The organism is Pseudomonas sp. GL93 (assembly GCF_003408955.1).
GTDB lineage: Bacteria > Pseudomonadota > Gammaproteobacteria > Pseudomonadales > Pseudomonadaceae > Aquipseudomonas > Aquipseudomonas paracarnis.
Window position 1 is genome coordinate 1 of record NZ_NKRF01000008.1, and the last position, 17,167, is coordinate 17,167.

The 17,167-nt window shown below is 58.4% G+C and carries 8 protein-coding genes, 2 rRNA genes and 1 pseudogene; 6 read left to right on the forward strand and 5 right to left on the reverse strand.

Translation table 11 applies throughout. The features are described from left to right. A pseudogene (locus tag CER19_RS02755) lies at nt 1-4,951 on the forward strand (LapA family giant adhesin); the annotation flags it as partial. Nucleotides 4,952-5,101: 150 nt separating this feature from the next. Then, nucleotides 5,102-5,440, forward strand: coding sequence for a hypothetical protein (locus tag CER19_RS02760; protein WP_003187438.1), 339 nt, complete (start codon nt 5,102-5,104; stop codon nt 5,438-5,440). Nucleotides 5,441-5,564: 124 nt separating this feature from the next. Here CER19_RS02760 and lapD read toward each other — a convergent pair whose 3' ends face one another. Both lapD and lapG read right to left on the reverse strand, forming a co-directional pair. After that, nucleotides 5,565-7,511, reverse strand: coding sequence for a cyclic di-GMP receptor LapD (lapD, locus tag CER19_RS02770; RefSeq protein ID WP_116665312.1), 1,947 nt, complete (start codon nt 7,509-7,511; stop codon nt 5,565-5,567). A gap of 14 nt (nt 7,512-7,525) precedes the next feature. After that, the gene (gene lapG / locus CER19_RS02775) at nt 7,526-8,149 is read right to left on the reverse strand and encodes a cysteine protease LapG (RefSeq protein ID WP_225931476.1); all 624 of its coding nucleotides are present in this window, start codon (nt 8,147-8,149) and stop codon (nt 7,526-7,528) included. A gap of 319 nt (nt 8,150-8,468) precedes the next feature. Here lapG and CER19_RS02780 point away from each other — a divergent pair, with 319 nt between their 5' ends. The 4 genes from CER19_RS02780 to CER19_RS02795 all read left to right on the forward strand — a co-directional run bounded on the left by CER19_RS02780 (nt 8,469) and on the right by CER19_RS02795 (nt 14,634). Next, on the forward strand, nt 8,469-9,179 hold the full coding sequence (locus tag CER19_RS02780; protein ID WP_116665313.1) for a GntR family transcriptional regulator: 711 nt from the start codon (nt 8,469-8,471) through the stop codon (nt 9,177-9,179). Nucleotides 9,180-9,557: 378 nt separating this feature from the next. After that, complete coding sequence (locus CER19_RS02785) at nt 9,558-10,316, forward strand: DUF3050 domain-containing protein (protein WP_116665314.1); 759 nt, start codon at nt 9,558-9,560, stop codon at nt 10,314-10,316. Continuing rightward, entirely contained in the window at nt 10,313-11,260 is a 948-nt protein-coding gene (locus tag CER19_RS02790; RefSeq protein ID WP_116665315.1) for a diiron oxygenase, read from the forward strand. The genes CER19_RS02785 and CER19_RS02790 overlap by 4 nt, the downstream gene beginning before the upstream one ends. Beyond that, entirely contained in the window at nt 11,257-14,634 is a 3,378-nt protein-coding gene (locus CER19_RS02795; protein WP_116665316.1) for an amino acid adenylation domain-containing protein, read from the forward strand. The genes CER19_RS02790 and CER19_RS02795 overlap by 4 nt, the downstream gene beginning before the upstream one ends. 63 nt (nt 14,635-14,697) lie before the next feature. On the opposite strand, the gene CER19_RS02800 is transcribed toward CER19_RS02795, so the two are convergent. From CER19_RS02800 to rrf (CER19_RS02810), 3 genes are all read right to left on the reverse strand, one after another. After that, on the reverse strand, nt 14,698-16,578 hold the full coding sequence (locus CER19_RS02800; RefSeq protein WP_116665317.1) for a methyl-accepting chemotaxis protein: 1,881 nt from the start codon (nt 16,576-16,578) through the stop codon (nt 14,698-14,700). 274 nt (nt 16,579-16,852) lie between these two features. Continuing rightward, nucleotides 16,853-16,968: ribosomal RNA gene (gene rrf, locus CER19_RS02805) — 5S ribosomal RNA — on the reverse strand. Between the two features lie 109 nt (nt 16,969-17,077). After that, nucleotides 17,078-17,167, reverse strand: a 5S ribosomal RNA gene (rrf, locus tag CER19_RS02810); the annotation flags it as partial.

The window sequence follows — 17,167 nt, forward strand, 5'->3', positions numbered from 1 at the left end:
GACCCCGCCTAGCGCCGTTAACGAAGGTGGCCAGATCACCTACACCGCGACCTTGAGCAATAAGGCCGGTACTGACGTCACGTTGAAACTCGACAACGGCGCAAGCATCACCATCAAGGCTGGCGACACTGTTGGCACTGTGACCGTGCCTGCGCCTACCGATGATGTATTCATCGATAAGAGCACCCAAACGGTCAAGATCACCGAGACCACTGGCGGCAACTTCGAGAAGTTGGAAGTCGCAGGCAACGGCGCAACCACCACCATCAACGACACCATCGACAAGGTCGATGTGGTCCTGACGGCCACCACCACCGTTGGCGAAGGCGGCAACATCGTCTACACCGCCAGCCTTGTGGATAAGAACGGTGCGCCGGTGACCAACATCACCAGTCCGCTCACCGTTACCCTCGATAACGGCAAGACCATCACCATCGGCGTGAATCAGTCGAGCGGCTCCATTACCACCGTCGCGCCTAACGACGTCTACAAAGGCGACCCGACCGTCACAACCGCCATCAAAGGCGTGACCGGCGGCGAGCATTTCGAAAACCTGGTCCCTGGCACTACCGCGGTGAATACCACCGTCACCGACACGCCGGGCACCACCGACCTGACCACCGTCACCCTGACCGCCCCGACGGCTGTCAACGAGGGCGGCCAGATCACCTACACCGCCACTTTGAGCAACAAGGCCGGCAGCGATATGGTGGTCCAGCTCGATAACGGTTCGAGCATCACCATCAAGCAAGGCGCGACCGTGGGCACGGTGACCGTCCCTGCGCCGACTGATGATGTGTTCATCGACAAGAGCACTCAGACCGTCAACATCACCGGCACTACCGGCGGCAATTTCGAAGGTGTGAGCATCACACCAGGCGGCGCCACGACTACCATCAACGACACCATCGACGACGTGACTGTGGTGCTCAAAGCCACTGGTTCTGTCAGCGAAGGCGGGCAGATCGTGTACACCGCGTCCCTGGTCGACAAGAACGGTGTGGCGGTGAACAACGTTGGCTCAGACCTGGTCGTCAAGCTGGATAACGGCTCGACCATTACCATCGGCAATGGCAAGTCCACCAGCTTCACCACCGCCACCGCACCTAACGATGCGTATGTCGGCGCCAATGACGTCACCACCAAAATCACGGGTGTGGTCAGCGGTGGCGACAAGTACGAACACTTGATCGTCGACGGCAGCACCGTGGTTACCAAAGTGACCGATGTGGTCAGCAACACCACCATCAGCATTACCGGCGATGCGTCGGTGACTGAAGGCGGTACGGCGCACTACACGCTGACCCTGAGCAACCCGCCGCAAACCGACGTGACCGTGACGCTCAAGTACAGCGGCACCGCTACCGACGGTTCAGACTTCAATGGCGTGTACACCGTGAAGATTCCGGCAGGCTCCAGCAGCGTACCGTTTGATATCCGCACGCTCGACGACAAGATCACCGAGCCGACGGAAAATATCGTCATCACCATCGACAAGACCACTGGCGGCAACTTCGAAAACCTGGTGGTCGGCAATGGCAGTGTTACCACCAACATCATCGACAATGATGCGCCGCCGGTCATCGACCTGGATGCCAACAACTCCAGCGGCGCCAGCGGTGCGGACTTCAAGACCACCTTCACCGAAGGCGGCACCGGTGTGTCAATTGCTGACACTGACATCAAGATCACCGACCCGGACAGCACCCAACTGACCGGCGCCACCGTGGTATTGACCAACAGCCAGCCGGGCGACTCGCTGAACTTCAGCGGCGTGAGCGGCATCACCGTGACCCCGACTACCGACCCTGCCACCGGCAAAATCACCTTGACCTTGACCGGCACCGCGTCGCTGGCCGACTACATGCAGCAGATCAAGAACATCACGTTCACCAACAACAGCCACGACCCGAGCACCACGCCGCGCACCATCACCGTGACGGTGACCGATGGCGGCAACTACTCCAACGTGGCCACCACCACCGTCAACGTGGTAGCGGTCAACGATGCACCAGTGGCCACTGGCGGTGCCGTGACCGGTACGGAAGACACGGCGCTGGCCCTGACCTGGGCCAACTTCGGCGTGAGCGATGTGGACTCGCCACAAGCCAGCCTCGGGGTGAAAATCACCGAGCTGCCGGTAGCCGGCAAGCTGCAATACCTGGCGGCGGACGGCAGCACCTGGACCAACGTGACCAGCGGCCAGACCTTTACCAAGGCTCAGATCGATGGCGGCCAGTTGCGCTTTATGCCTAACGCCAACGAATCGGGCGCCGATGGTTACGGCGGCACCGGTGTGGGCAACAAGCAAGCGGACTACGCACAGTTCAAGTTCCAGCCAACCGATGGCAAGGACCTGGGCACCAGCGCCACGGTGAAAGTCGATATCACGCCGGTAGCCGACGCGCCGACCCTGAGCGTGGCAGACAACAACGTTGCCTCCACCGGCCTGGTCAAACAGGGCTGGAACAGCATTGCCGGCCTCGGCAACAACGGCAACGGCGCTGCACCGGATGTACTGAAAAAAGCCATCGATAACGCGGGCACACCCAACAACACCTCTGTGGTGACCAACGTCGAGTCCGTCGACAACGTCACCGCCGGTTCTGGTTCCAAGATCTCTGGCCTGATCTACATGGAAGCGGGCAAGAGCTACACCTTCAGCGGTATCGCCGATGACAGCGTGGTGGTCAACGTTGGCGGTAAAGACGTCGCCAGCGGTTTGTGGGGTACCAACAGCGGCAAGTTCAGCGGCACGTTCACGCCAACGACCACCGGTTACTACAGCCTTGAGATCTACCAGGCCAACCAGGCGGGCCCAGGCAGCTTCGACGTCAACCTGTCGGTCAACGGCGGGGCGGTGCAGAACTTGAGCACCAGCACCGTGCCGTTGTACACCGGCCTTACCGACCTGACCAACGCCGGCGTCACCGTGTCCGACCTGCATGGCAGCAACGGTGACGGTTACTACGTGGGCTACAAGCTCAACGAAGGCCAGGAAAACGGGACGGTCAAACTGTCCAAAGTCACCACCGCACTGACCGATACCGACGGCTCGGAAACCTTGAGCGTGAAGGTCAGTGGCATTCCGGCAGGTTCGGTACTCACCGACGCGTCGGGCCACACCTTCACCGCGAGTAAGACCGTGGGCGAAGTCAACGTCACCGGCTGGGACCTGAACACCCTGAGCATCAAGCCGCCGACCTACTACAGCGGCCAGTTCAACCTGACGGTCACCTCGACCTCCACCGAAAGCATTGGTGGTTCGGCGACCACCACCGCGCAATTGCCAGTCACGGTGCACCCGGCAACCTACAACCCGGTAACCGGCACTTCGGGCAGCGACACCATCAATGGCAGCGATGGCAACGACATCGTCGTGGCCGACGTCGCCGGCCTGAACGTGGTGCAGGGCAAGAACTACAACATCGCGTTCATGATCGATACGTCGGGCAGTATGGGCGCGAGCTCGATAGCGGCGGCGAAAGCCTCGCTGACCACCACGTTCAACTCGCTGAAAAACAGTATCGGCTCCAGCACCCCTGGCACCGTGAACATCTTCCTGGCGGACTTCAGTGACCAGGTCAATCGCACGGTGACAGTCAACCTGAAAGACCCAGGTGCGTTGGATTCGCTGCAGAAAGTCCTGGATTCCATGGTGTCTACCGGCGGGACCAACTACGAAGATGTGTTCAAGGCCGCGTCCAACTTCTTCAAAAGTGCCCAGGCGACTGGCAACACAGACGCAATCAACACAACGTACTTCATCACCGATGGCCAGCCGACGTTTTACCAAGCGGCCGAGCAGACCAACCCGTACTTGTACGGCAACGTCAGGCTAGATGATGTCGTCACCATGAACAACTACACCATAGGCACCGCCACCCGGATCAACATCGACTCGAGTCACTTAATTGATATCGACTCTGCTGGCAAGGTAACCCTGTGGACCAACAACTGGTGGGGCTGGGGGCAGTCCAACCCGGGAACAATCCATGCCCAAGGGGATGGCACCTATGAAATATCGGTACAAGGCGGCCTCGGGTACGAGACCGACTACTCCACCACCCTCAACTCCAACAGCGCGTTCGCACTGCTCAAAGGCCTGTCCACAGGTGGCGTAGAAGCCATCGGCCTCAACAGCGGGGTCAGCTTGAACCAGCTGGCTCCGTACGACAGCGATGGCAAGCCGCAAGCCAACATCGATCCGAAGGACCTGGCCAATGCGATCCTCGGCCACACCGAGGCGACGTTGCCTGGCGCAGACACCATCATCGGGGGCGATGGCAACGACATCCTGTTCGGCGACCTGGTGAGCTTCAGCGGGATCAACGGTGAGGGCTACAACGCACTGCAGGCATTTGTGGCGCAGAAGACCGGCGTGGCTGTCTCTGCGGTGACCGCCTCTAACGTTCACCAGTACGTCACCGAGCACTATGTGGACTTCGACGTCTCCGGCGCCAAGGATGCCAACGACACGCTGCTGGGCGGCGCTGGCGATGACATCCTGTTCGGCCAGGGCGGCAACGACACGCTCGACGGTGGCAAAGGCAATGACATCCTGCTGGGTGGCACGGGTAACGACACGTTGATTGGCGGCCAGGGCAACGACATCCTGATCGGTGGCTCGGGTGCCGACACCTTTGTGTGGAAGTCTGGTGACTTCGGCAACGATGTGATCAAGGACTTCAAGGCCTCGGAAGGCGACCGCATTGATCTGCGTGATTTGTTGAAAGGTGAAACCGACAGCACCATCGACAACTACCTCAAGATCACCACGGTAGACGGCGTGTCGACCCTGCAAGTGAGCAGTGAAGGCAAGCTCAACGCCGCCGGTGGCCTGGCCAATGCCGATGTGACGATCAAGCTGGAAGGCAACGATTGGTCCCACACCAGCATCAACTCGCTGATCAGTGGTGCCGACCCGACCATCAAGATCGACCACACTTAAGACACGATTAATCGGCCGCCCTTCCAGGCGGCCGTTTTTTTGGCCTGCGGGTGGCTGGCCCTGGCGGACGGGGCATCGCATACTCACGCCCATACACGCCGCGTTGACCTATGCTGTTGAACGCCTGTGGCGCATTTTCGAGGGGTTGTTATGTTTTACGTGCAACGTGATGCACAGGGCGCGCTGGTTCGCGTAGAGGCTGCTGCCTTTACCGAATCCACTGAAACCCTGCCGGCCGATCACCATGAGATACAGGCCTGGTACGCCAACGAAGTGGTGGAAACCAGCCTGGCCCAGCTCAAACAGAGCGACTTGGAGATGATCCGGGTGCTGGATGACTTGATCCAGGTGCTGACCCGCAAGGGGGTGATCAGCGTGACCGACCTGCCCCCGGCAGCCCAGGCCAAGTTGATGGACCGTAACCAGGCGCGGGAAGCGTTGGGTGGGTTGAGCCAGTTGATCGATGATGACGAGAAAGGATTGATTTGATCCAACCGCTCCTACGCACTGTAGGAGCGAGCTTGCTCGCGAAAAAACTCAAATCGCCACGGGGTGTCAGGCTTTGCGCGTTATCGTTGGCGATCTTCGCGAGCAAGCTAGCTCCTACAGGTAATTACTTCCAGGGCGCGGGCTCGCCAAACAGTTGGCCCTGCACACCGAAAATCCCCATCTCACGAATCACCTTCAGTTCGCCCTCGGTCTCTACACGCTCGGCAATCAGCGGCAGGTCGATGCTATGGGCCGCTCGCTGAATAGCTTCGATAAACAGGCGCTTGTCACTTTCCTGGTCGATGGAGCGAATGTAGCTGCCGTCGATCTTCAGGTACGCCAGGCCCAGGCGCGCCAGATTGCCGATCATGCTGAACCGCCCACCGAAACGTTGCAGGCTGAGGGAGAAACCCAGCTCGCGCAGGCGCTGGGTCATCTGTTCCAGCACGGGCTGCTCAGGCAGTTGCTCTTCACCGATCTCCAGGGTAAGGCGCGGGCCCAGGTTGCTGTGCTGGCGTAGCAGGTCATATATACGGTTCAGAGCCTGGGTGTCCTGCAAGGTCGCGGCCGAGAGGTTCAGCGCCAGGTTCTCGGTGTGGCTGCTCATCTGCTTGAGCACCTGCTCCAGCATCAGGCGGTCCAGGCGGGCCGACCAACCGAAGCGCTCAAGCCACGGCAGGAAGCGCCCGGCCGGTATGGTGTGACCGTCCTCGTCCTGCAAGCGCGACAGCACTTTGTAGTGCAAGACCAACTGTGGATCCTGGCTGGCCACCACCGGCTGGAAGTACAGCTGGAAGCGCTGTTGGGTCAGGGCCTGGTCCAACAGGGTATGCCAGGCATGGTGATCGTCACCGACGCTGGCGGCGGCGCTGCGGTCCAGGCACACCCAAGTGGTGTCGCCCTGCGCTTCGGCCTGGGCCAGGGCTTGGTCTGCCAGGGTCAACAGGGCTTGGGGCGCGTCGCCATGGCTGAACGGTGCCAGGCCGATATAGGCAACCGGTGTAACGTCGCTGGCGCCGGTCGCTTGCAGGCTGAGCAAGGTGCTTTCCAGGTTTTGCGCCAGTTGCAGCGCTTCTTCACGCATCAACCCCGGCGCCAGCACGGCGAACTCACCGCCACGAATACGGGTGACGAGGTTATGGGTTTCCGGATACGGCTCGCACTGGCGCAGCAATTGTTGGCCAACCGCTTGCAGCAACTGGTCGGTGCGCTGGCCACCCAGGCGCTGGTTGAGGCCGGCCAAGTCCTTGACCCGCAGCAACAGCAGGTAGCCGGAGTTGGTTTCTTCCGGGTTACTGACGCGGGCGTTGAGCTGCATCTCGAAATAACGGCGGTTGGCGAGGCCGGTGAGGTTGTCCTGATAGGATTCAGTGCGCAGTTTTTCGCTACGCTCGGCCTGCTCCTGGAACAGCGCCTTGAGCTTTTCCACCATCTGGTTCATGGCCTGTACCACGCGCCGCAGCTCTGGCGTGCGGGGTAAGTCAGGCAGGCTGAGGAACTCGCGGCGGGCAATGGCGTGGGACTGTTTGACCATATAGTCCAACGGCTTCAATTGCCGGCGCAGCAACAGCCCACCGAGCACCACGCTGACCGCGCCGCACAGCAGCAACCAGCCCAGGCTGCCCAGGGCGCTTTGCCAGAGCTTGGCCAGGGCGAACATCGGATGGCTGACCACTTCAACCCGCGCGGCCTGTTCCCAGCCACGACTGACCAGCGCATCACCACCGGCCGGCTCCAGGCCGATCAGCTTGACGAACCAATTGGGCACGCCGTTGTTGTCAGGAATACCGCTGCGCTCGACGATGGTTTTGTCGGTGGCCAGGTCCACGACGCGGATGCTGGCGTAGTAACCGCTGTCGAAGATCGAGCTGACCAGCAGCTCCACCATGGCCGGGTCGTCGATATTCGGGGTCAGCGACAGCGCCAACGCCGTCGCGGCATCCTGGGCGTGGGAGCGCAGTTGGTTGACGTATTGGGTGCGCGAGCTTTCCAGGCTGACCATGAAGCTGCCGCTGAAGGCGACCACCAGGAACAGACAGATTGCAATCAATAGCTGTTTGAACAGAGACATCCGATCAGTTACTCCTAGTTGGCAGGCTCGGCTGGGAAGCCTTCCGCACGCATTTTTCTCAACACATCCTGCCAGCGCGACAAGCGTTTGGTATCACCGACTTTCTTGTTGCCCTTGGCACCGGGCAAGTACAGCCCCTCGGCGTTGAATGAGTAAACCGGGACCAGATCGGTACGACGGGTGGCCGGCAGGATCTCATCCATCAGGCTGTCGAGCACCAGTGGGACAGCGTCTGGGGTCGAATAATAGGTCAGGACCATGTGCGCCCGATTCTGCCGCAAGGCCTTGACGTAGGTAATGCGCAATTTGTCGCTGGACACACCCAGGTGACGCAAACTGAAATACTTTGCGATGGCGTAATCTTCACAGTCACCAGCCCCCTTCCAGAGTGCTTCGACGGGTGTCTCCCAATAATCGACGACATGCCAGAGATCGATGTCTTCCACGTAGGTCATTTGCTTGTTGAAGAACAAATTGACGACCTTGAGCTGCTCCTGCTCGCTGACCTGTTTTTCACTCGCCAATAGCCGCTGCCAGGCGTCGATACGCTGCTGGCCTTGCCCCAACGGGCCGTAGACGGCGGTGGCCTTGCGGCTGATCTGCGAGAAATCCCAATCGGCACGCAGCCCGCCGAGCATCAGGCCAGCCAGTAAAATTGCTGATAAAAGCCAGCAAAGCAGTCGATAGGGAATAAAACTTACCGCCAAAGTGTTCAGTCCATGAAAGAGACGGAATTTCAAGGAATGGTGAAGCCTGGCCCTACAAAAAACAATGGCACAGTGCAATCATCCCAGGGGGCGGTGTTTTTATAACCGCCCCTTGTGAGAGACACAAAGTATGCTGTGTAAGCCCTTACAAACGGAAACTCTGGCTGTTTGACAAGCGCCTGGCCCATCTTTAGTGTTCTTTGGATCCAATTAGCCAACCTATTATTCAAGAAAGGAGGATAGCGCAACCGTGACGCAGAAGCCGAACCCATTAAGCAGCATCAAAATCAGCGGGCCTATTCCCGCCCATCTTGCGCGCTCCGTTATTGAAGAAACCTTGCGTAATGCCATCCTCGATGGGCGACTGCCCTGTGGCACCGCCATGCGGCAGCAAGAACTGGCCAGCCTGTTCGGCGTCAGCCGCATGCCCGTGCGTGAAGCTTTGCGCCAGCTGGAGGCGCAATCCTTGCTGCATGTGGTGACTCACAAGGGTGCCGTCGTTGCCCCCTTGATCGAGGACAATTCGGCAGAGACCTATGCCTTGCGCATGTTGCTGGAGTCCGAAGCCTTGCGCCTGTCGATTCCGCTGCTCACCGACGCGGACCTTGCTCAAGCCGAGGCTTGTATCAATTCGCTGGAACGCGAAAAAGACTACACCGAGATTGGTCGCCTCAATCGCCTGTTTCACATGGTGCTATATGGCAAGGCGCCCAACCAGCGACTACTCACCCTTGTCGAGCACGGTTTGAATGAGGAGGAGCGCTTCCTGCGCTTCAACCTTGAGGCGATGGGGCTGGGCGAGACCTCCCAGGAAGATCACCGCGAACTGCTGAGCCTGGTGGCGCAGAAGAAAGTCGAGGAGAGCATCCTCACGTTGCGTAACCACTTGATGCGAGGCATGGAGGTGATCGCCACCTACCTCAGCAGCCTTGAGAGCGCCGACAAAAAAGCCGTGCAGTAAGTTTTTTTGCTTTTGCCCTTAATCCTCAGGTGATGGAGCAGCTTCCCTATCAGGGGTGTTGCTCCATCAGAAATATTTAAAAAAATAACTAAAGAACAATTAACGCCGACTGAGTGTACGGAAAAATCCCACCTATAGCCGGGCAACTTACCGCACATATAAACATCGGCAAAGTCCTTTAATACATTTGCATACCGGTTCAAACATTCAATCAGCTTATTATCTTCGCTCAGCAAGCCACGCCTTCCCATACCGCTGCGGCCGCCTATTTAAATGGTAGCGCCGTGCGCGTGAACGCGATCAAGTTACTCTTGCACCCACAACTATAACAGTCCAACACTGCTTTTAAAGCACTCGCAACAACTATAGGCGTCAACCATGCATCACTATTTACTTGAGCAAAAAAAACAAAAACTGTTCGACCACCCTTTATTTATAGAAATAACCACCGTTGGCAAGTTACAACAATTTATGGAGCACCATGTATTTGCTGTCTGGGACTTCATGAGCCTGACCAAACGCCTGCAACAGGACCTCACGTGCACGCAGTTACCCTGGCTACCCTCCGCCGCCCCCCGCGCAGCCCGTCTGATCAATGAAATCGTGCTGGCTGAAGAGTCGGACGAACACCCGACACGGGGCTATTGCAGCCACTTCGAACTGTATCTGGACGCCATGACGGAAGTGGGCGCCAGCACTTTCGCAATCACTCGCTTTATCGACCTGCAAAGCCAGGGAGTGGAGGTAAGCGCAGCCTTGCAAATGATCGATGCTCCCCTGGGCGTGGCCCGTTTCGTCGACAGCACCTTACAAATCGCCTTGAGCGCCCCAACCCACTGTGTGGCGGCGGCATTCCTGCATGGCCGCGAGAGTGTGATTCCGTCTATGTTCGAGAGGCTTTTGCATAGCCATGCTTTCATAGGTCGGCAGGCCCCTACGTTATGTTACTACCTCAACCGCCATATCGAATTGGACAGCGATGACCACGGCCCTGCGGCGCAACAGTTGCTAACGCACCTGATCGACGCCGACCCCAGTCGTCAGCAACAAGCCGATAGCGCCGCCCTGGGCGCCGTAGAAAGTCGTATTACTCTCTGGGACGACGTGCTGACCTCGATGCAAGAGGTACGTCCGTGAACGCCGCCAACTACCAATCCTTTGCCGATGACTGGGAGCGTCGCGCAACCATCCGCACACGCCCCCGGCGGATGTTGGAAGACGACGACAAACTCATCTTCCCCCTGTGCCGCCAGCCTCTGGTATTGAGTGCGACCTTTCTCAAGCACTGCCCGCAATGGCGCGACTTCGTGCTGGTGCAAAGCTTCTACAAATTCATCAATGACGTGGTGATTTTCGAAACCGAGATCGTCGACAAAACCGCGCGCAGCATTGCTAAAGATCGCTTCTCCCTGCCCTTCCCGCTCGCCTGCCGTTACGACGCAATGACGGTCGTTGTCGACGAGGATTACCACGCGCTGGTCGCGCTGGATTTCCTGCAGCAAGCCGTGGCAATGACCGGGATTCAACCGCTCGATCTACCCGGGCAAATTGAATTGAGCCGCGCGCTGCCGGCAGCCCAGGCACAGGTACCGACATATTTGCACGATGCCGTTGAGCTGATCGGCGTCGCCATCGCTGAGAACACCGTCACCCAGGACGTCGCAGCGTTTTCCAAAGACGGCAGCGTCAAATCCTCTGTCCGCGGCCTGATGGCCGATCATCTGTTTGATGAAGGGCGGCATGCGCGGTTCTGGACACAGTTGGTGCGCCTCTACTGGCAGTCGGCAAGCCCGCAAGATCGCGACCACATCGCTCAAGCCCTGCCCGTGTTCCTGAAGCACTACCTGACCAACGACCTACAAAAAGACTTCGATCTGCAACTGATCGACCACTTGGCGGTCAGTGCCGACACTCGCGTGGCACTGCGCGACGAAATCCAGGCGCTGGACTTTCCCATCACCCACCAACATCCGCTGGTGGCCAATATCATGGGCTTTGTGCACCACAGCGGTGTACTGCAAACTCCCAGCGTGGCACGAGCTCTGAGCGACTACCTGCCCGTATCGAGGAGGTTGGCATGAGGCGCTTGCAGATCGAGTGGCGTGGTACCAGTAACGTGCTGGCGGCGCTCAGGCAGGAGCTGGAGCAATATGGGCATGTGGCAGGAACGGGGTCTGTCGACCTGGTGATTGAAGACGGGAGTCAGCCGCTGCCGCCCTCGTCCGCCCGTGCGCCATGGTTAAGCTTGCGCGTGGGTATCGGCCCAGTCTTCGAACACGGGCTGCCCTCACTGCAGTTGCGCGGCTATGACCGTGAGCGGCGCCTGCTGGCGGTGCACGACGTTGCCCAGGAGCCCAGCGGCAATGGGCAGCGGTTGCGTCAGCAGGTAACGAATGCAGGGGTGGAGTGGGCTGCTTTGTTGGTCTGCGGTTTCTCAAGAGACCCCGCTTATTTCTCGGCAACGGCCACTGCTAACGCCTGGCCTGAACAGGGCCTGCAAGAGTTGGATGCCATGGCTTTCATGCACCGGTTCAACCGCACTGCGGACCCTGCCTTACTGCACGCGGCCCGAACGCCCATGATCGAACGGCTGCAGACCAGCCTCAATACCTTCGCGCATCGAACAGTGCTGAACATCGCCGGTCATGCGCTGACTTATCGGCAGCTCCAGCAACAAGCCATGGCTATTCAACAACGCCTGCTTCCCCTGCTGGAGGGTGTCGAGTCACCACGCGTGGTCGGCGTATGCCTGGAGAAATCCGCCGAGCTGTACGCCAGCATTCTTGCGGTGCTTGGCTGTGGCGCCGTGTATTTGCCGCTGGTTCCGGACCACCCGGAGCAACGCCAGCACTGCATGCTGACCAGCCTGAAGGCTTGCGTGCTGCTGGAGAATGGCCAGCACCCGTTGCGAGAGCGTTTCGTTTCACTTGATGTGAGCCAGGTAGCCGCGCACAGCGTCGACATGACGCAACCGCTGATGCGCCATCATCCCGGTGGCGACGAGCCCTGCGTGGCACTGTTCACCTCGGGTACCACGGGCCAGCCTAAAGGGGTACTGCTGAGCCAATACAACTTGGCGCATTTCACGGCCTGGCTCATCAATTGCGTGGCGTTGGATCAACACAGTCGCGTCCTGCAGTTTTCGCCGCTGGGCTTCGATTCGTCACTGATCGATATTTTCCCGGCCTTGATCTCCGGCGCCGAGTTAATTGTTCCCAGCCAAGACCAACGTCACGACCCTCAGCAACTGGTAGAGCTGATTCGCCAGCAACGCGTCACACATGGGTTTTTACCACCGGCGCTGCTCAGTATCCTGCCTTTGGATCAACCCTTGGGCATGACTCATCTGCTGACCGGAGGCGATTTCTGCGAGCCCTGCGTGATCGAACAACTGGCCGATCAATGCCAATTGCATAACCTCTATGGGCCGACCGAGACCACTGTGTTGGCGACCCATCGGGTGTTCCAACGAGGTGACAGCCATCGCAATATCGGCCACCCCATTGCCAACAGCCAGGTGCTGATTCTCGACGAGAACCTGCAGCCTGTGGATGAACAGGTAATGGGGGACTTGTACATTGTCGGCCCAGGCGTAAGCCTCGGCTATTCGAATACACCGACGCGGGCCGACAGTCCGTTCGTGGCGCTGACACTGCCAAATGGCCAAGTGCTACGGGCTTACCGCAGCGGCGACTTGGCGAAATGGACGCAAGAGGGCATTGAACTCGGCGGCCGCCGGGATGAGCAAGTCAAGATCCGCGGGTTTCGAGTCCAGCCTCAGGATATTGAACAGTGCTTGCGCGATAGTCGCTTGTTTCGCCAAGTGGCAGTAGTGGTCGATGCGGCACACAGAGTCATCGGGTTTGCCGCCCAGCCAGAAGCTGGCGCTACGCTGGCAAGCTTGAAGAAACATGCTCGGCAATGGTTGCCCGTGCACATGCAGCCAAGCGCCTGGAGCGAGCTGGCATGCATGCCCCATTCGGATAACGGCAAGATCGATCGCAAGGCCTTACTGGCCATGCCAATACCCACACCCGTCGGAGTGAGCCGCTGCCGCGTACAAGACCCGTTGCAGGCCCAACTGGCTGACCTGTGGGGTGAACTGTTGGGATTACCCGCAGGCGAACTCTCGATCGATGAGAGTTTTTTCAACCTCGGTGGCCACTCCATCCTGTTATCGACGCTATTGCTACGTCTGCGCGAGCAGTTTGGCCGTAGCTTCTGCCTGAGCCCCTTTTTTGAGAGGCCAACCATCCGCACATTGGCCGCACTCATGGATGGCGGCACGCTGCCGGATACACCATCCAACCAGATGGAGCAAGATGCGACGCGCGTACTGAAGGTCGAGGTTCTGCCCGAAGCCCTTGCGGGAGATTTGCGCAAAGCCATCGTCACCGGGGCGAACAGCTTTGTCGGGGTGCATATCGTCCAGGCGCTTCTGGCTGGCGGAGCGCAGGACGTGGCGTGCCTGGTGCGTGAGTTGCCCGGCCATTCGGCGGCGGCAAGGTTCGCCCAGGCGTTACGTGAATACCGCTTGGAACATCTGGACCTGAGCCGCGTGCAAGTTTACGCCGCCGATATTCGTAAACCCCGCCTGGGCTTGGCCGACGACGTGTACGAGTACCTCGCCCGTCATTACGGCGTGGTGGTACATAACGCCGCGCAGGTCAATCATGTGATGGATTACGCCTCGCTCGCCGAGGACAACGTCGAGCCGGTGCTGGAGTGCCTGCGTCTTTGCGAGACCCACTGCAAGAAGGTCCTCAATTTCATCTCGACGCTGTCAGCCTGCAGCAGCCTGGACGTCGACGGATACGTTCTTGAAACGCCTGCCAGCCGCACACTGCCGCTCTACGTGAAAAATGGCTACAACCTCTCCAAGTGGGTAGCCGAGCGGTTATTAGGACGGGCAGTCGAACAAGGGGCATGGGTCAATATTCATCGCCCGGGGAATATCAGCTTCAACAGCCAGAACGGTGTCTGCCAGCCACAGAAAAACCGCTTGATGTTGATGCTCAAGGGGTCTCTGCAATTGGGGTTGGTCCCGCGACTGGACGCCAATTTCGATCTGATGCCGGTGGACTTCCTGGCTCGTTTCATCGCCTTCCACAGCGCTCACTTTGACCCTGGGCGAAATGTGTTCAACCTGCACAACCCGCTGCCCTTGAGTTGGGATCAGTACCTCGATGCATTCAGCGAGGCTGGACACGTTTTTGACCGAGTCAGCGTTGAGCACTGGCAACGGGCATTGCGCAACGTAAGTCGCGATAACGCGCTGTTCGGGGTGCTCGGCTTTTATTTGGACGGACTGGGCGAAGACATCGGTGACACGTCGATGATCCGTTACGACAATGCCCGGTGGGGCTTGGAAAGAATGGGGATGTGTTATCCACCCAAGAGCCAGGCACTGTTATGCAAAGGCTGCGACTATCTGAGCGCTATTAATTTCCTCTGAATAGCACCCTGGACGTAGGGCCACGCAATCGGAGCGAGAGGCCTCGCTCCGATGCGGTCAGGATCAGATCTTGAAGCTATCGACCAATTGCTTCAGTCGGCTGGCCTGCTGGGACAGCGCATCGCAGTCCTTGAGCGTCTCGTTGAGGTTGGCCACACCTTGCTGGTTCAGCAGGTTGATCTGGTTGATATCGACGTTGAGGGTTTCAACCACTGCGGTCTGCTCTTCGGTGGCGGCCGCGACGGATTGGTTCATGCCATCAATCTCAACGATACGTTGCGTCACGCTGACCAGACGCTCACCTGCCTGGTTGGCGACTTCAACACTTTCTTCGCTGGAGGCCTGGCTGGCGTTCATGGTGGTCACGGCCTCACGCGAACCCACTTGCAGTGAAGTGATCATCTTGTGGATTTCTTCTGCCGACTCCTGGGTACGGTGCGCCAAATTACGCACTTCATCAGCCACCACGGCAAATCCACGCCCGGCTTCGCCAGCACGGGCCGCTTCGATCGCCGCGTTGAGGGCGAGCAAGTTGGTTTGTTGGGAAATGCCTTTGATCACATCCAGGATGTGCCCGATGTTATCGGTACTGGCATTGAGGGTTTCGATCTGAGTGCAAGACAGGCTGATCTTTTGCGACAACTCAGACATCGCCTGGATGGTTTGTTCCACCACTTTACGACCATCGTCAGCTTGTTCGCTGGCACCACTGGCATGCTGGGACGCATCAGCGGCGTTGCGCGCGATTTCCTGGGTGGCGGCCCCTAGTTCGTTGATGGCTGCGGCCACGCTGTTGGTACGCGCGCTCTGTTCGTCAGAACCGATGATCGACGCATTGGATGAAGCCATCACACGCTGGGACAAATCGTGCACCTGGCGCGTTGCCGAAGACACTTCGGAAATCGACGCGTGAATTCGCTCGACGAACTGATTGAATGCGCTGCCGACCTCGCCGAACTCGTCTTTGCTGGTCACGTCCAGACGTCGGGTCAAATCACCTTCGCCTTGGGCAATGTCCTGCATGGCCACGCCCATGGTGGTCAGCGGGCGCAACAGGACTTGAATCAACAGGCTCAGGAGTACCGCAATAGCCACAACGGCAATCAACATCGCAATCAAGGCCGAAGTACGGAATTTGCCCAGCGGGGCATAGGCTTTTTCTTTGTCGATCGAGAGGCCGATGTACCAGTCAGCGCCAGGCAAGCCGCTGATAGGCGTGAAAGAGAGGATGCGATCCTGTCCGTTGAGTACGACGTCCTGATTGAGCTTCTCAATGCGCACGTTGGTGCCGGGGTAGATGTCTTTCAGGTTTTTCATCACCTGGTCCTGGTCTGGACTGACGATGACCTGGCCATCGCCGCTGACCAGAAACGCATGGCCAATACCACCGAAGTCTACCGAATTGATGATCTTCACCAGTGTCTGCAGGCTCAGGTCACCACCGACAACACCCAACAACTCGCCGTTCTTTTTCACCGGCATGGCAATTGTCACGATCTGACCGCCCACAGCTGCCATATAAGGCGGAGTAAGCATGGTTTTGTCCGCCACTACTGCTTGCTTGTACCAAGGGCGCTGACGAGGGTCGTAGTCGTCAGGCATCTTCGCGTCAGGTCGCTGGGTGAATACCCCATTGGTTTGACCTACATAGGTGAACTGGAAATTGGTGGTGAATGCTGGCTGATCGACCAAACCTGGGAGGTCGGCGGTGCTGCCCTGGTGGGCAACGTTCTGCGCCAGGTTCTCGAGGACCAGGATGCGACCACTCAGCCAGTTCTGCACACTGCTGGCGGTGAGCTCGCCGGATTGCTGGATGGACGACGTCAGGTTTTGCCTAATGGTGCTGCGCTGCAGGTAGTCGTTGTAGAGGGTGAATAACGCGAAGGCTAAAACCACGACGCCTGACGCGGCCAACAGAATTTTATGACTGAACTTGAGATTCATTTCATCGACTTCTTTTGCCAAAGGGGGGTGAGCGTGCCGAGTGGAACATTCCATGTAACGGGATAGGCGGACTCTGCGGTCGCTCTATTTCGGTGCACGCATGGCTCGTCAGGCTTTCGGCCAAACCTCGACAAATCTTAGAAATTTGTGAGAAGCATCTTCTTTTAGCGTAGGAAACCGACAGGCGGTAGGGATAAAGCAGATTCGCGGTGATGAGCTGCCCCAAACGACAAAACCCCTGTCTGCGTTAGCAGACAGGGGTTTCGGAATTCAATCTTGACGATGACCTACTCTCACATGGGGAAACCCCACACTACCATCGGCGATGCATCGTTTCACTGCTGAGTTCGGGATGGGATCAGGTGGTTCCAATGCTCTATGGTCGTCAAGAAATTCTGTGTACCAGACCGTTGCGTTGGCAACGTGCCGGTGAAATTCATGAGCTTCTACATAAACAAAACCCCTGTCTGCGTTAGCAGACAGGGGTTTTGGAATTTAATCTTGACGATGACCTACTCTCACATGGGGAAACCCCACACTACCATCGGCGATGCATCGTTTCACTGCTGAGTTCGGGATGGGATCAGGT

Excerpts from the sequence above, each read along its gene's own strand:
- lapD (WP_116665312.1), bottom strand. The coding sequence starts at position 7,511 with ATGTCTCTGTTCAAACAGCTATTGATTGCAATCTGTCTGTTCCTGGTG.
- CER19_RS02760 (WP_003187438.1), top strand. The coding sequence starts at position 5,102 with ATGTTTTACGTGCAACGTGATGCACAGGGCGCGCTGGTTCGCGTAGAG.
- CER19_RS02785 (WP_116665314.1), top strand. The coding sequence starts at position 9,558 with ATGCATCACTATTTACTTGAGCAAAAAAAACAAAAACTGTTCGACCAC.
- CER19_RS02800 (WP_116665317.1), bottom strand. The coding sequence starts at position 16,578 with ATGAATCTCAAGTTCAGTCATAAAATTCTGTTGGCCGCGTCAGGCGTC.
- lapG (WP_225931476.1), bottom strand. The coding sequence starts at position 8,149 with ATGCTCGGCGGGCTGCGTGCCGATTGGGATTTCTCGCAGATCAGCCGC.
- CER19_RS02795 (WP_116665316.1), top strand. The coding sequence starts at position 11,257 with ATGAGGCGCTTGCAGATCGAGTGGCGTGGTACCAGTAACGTGCTGGCG.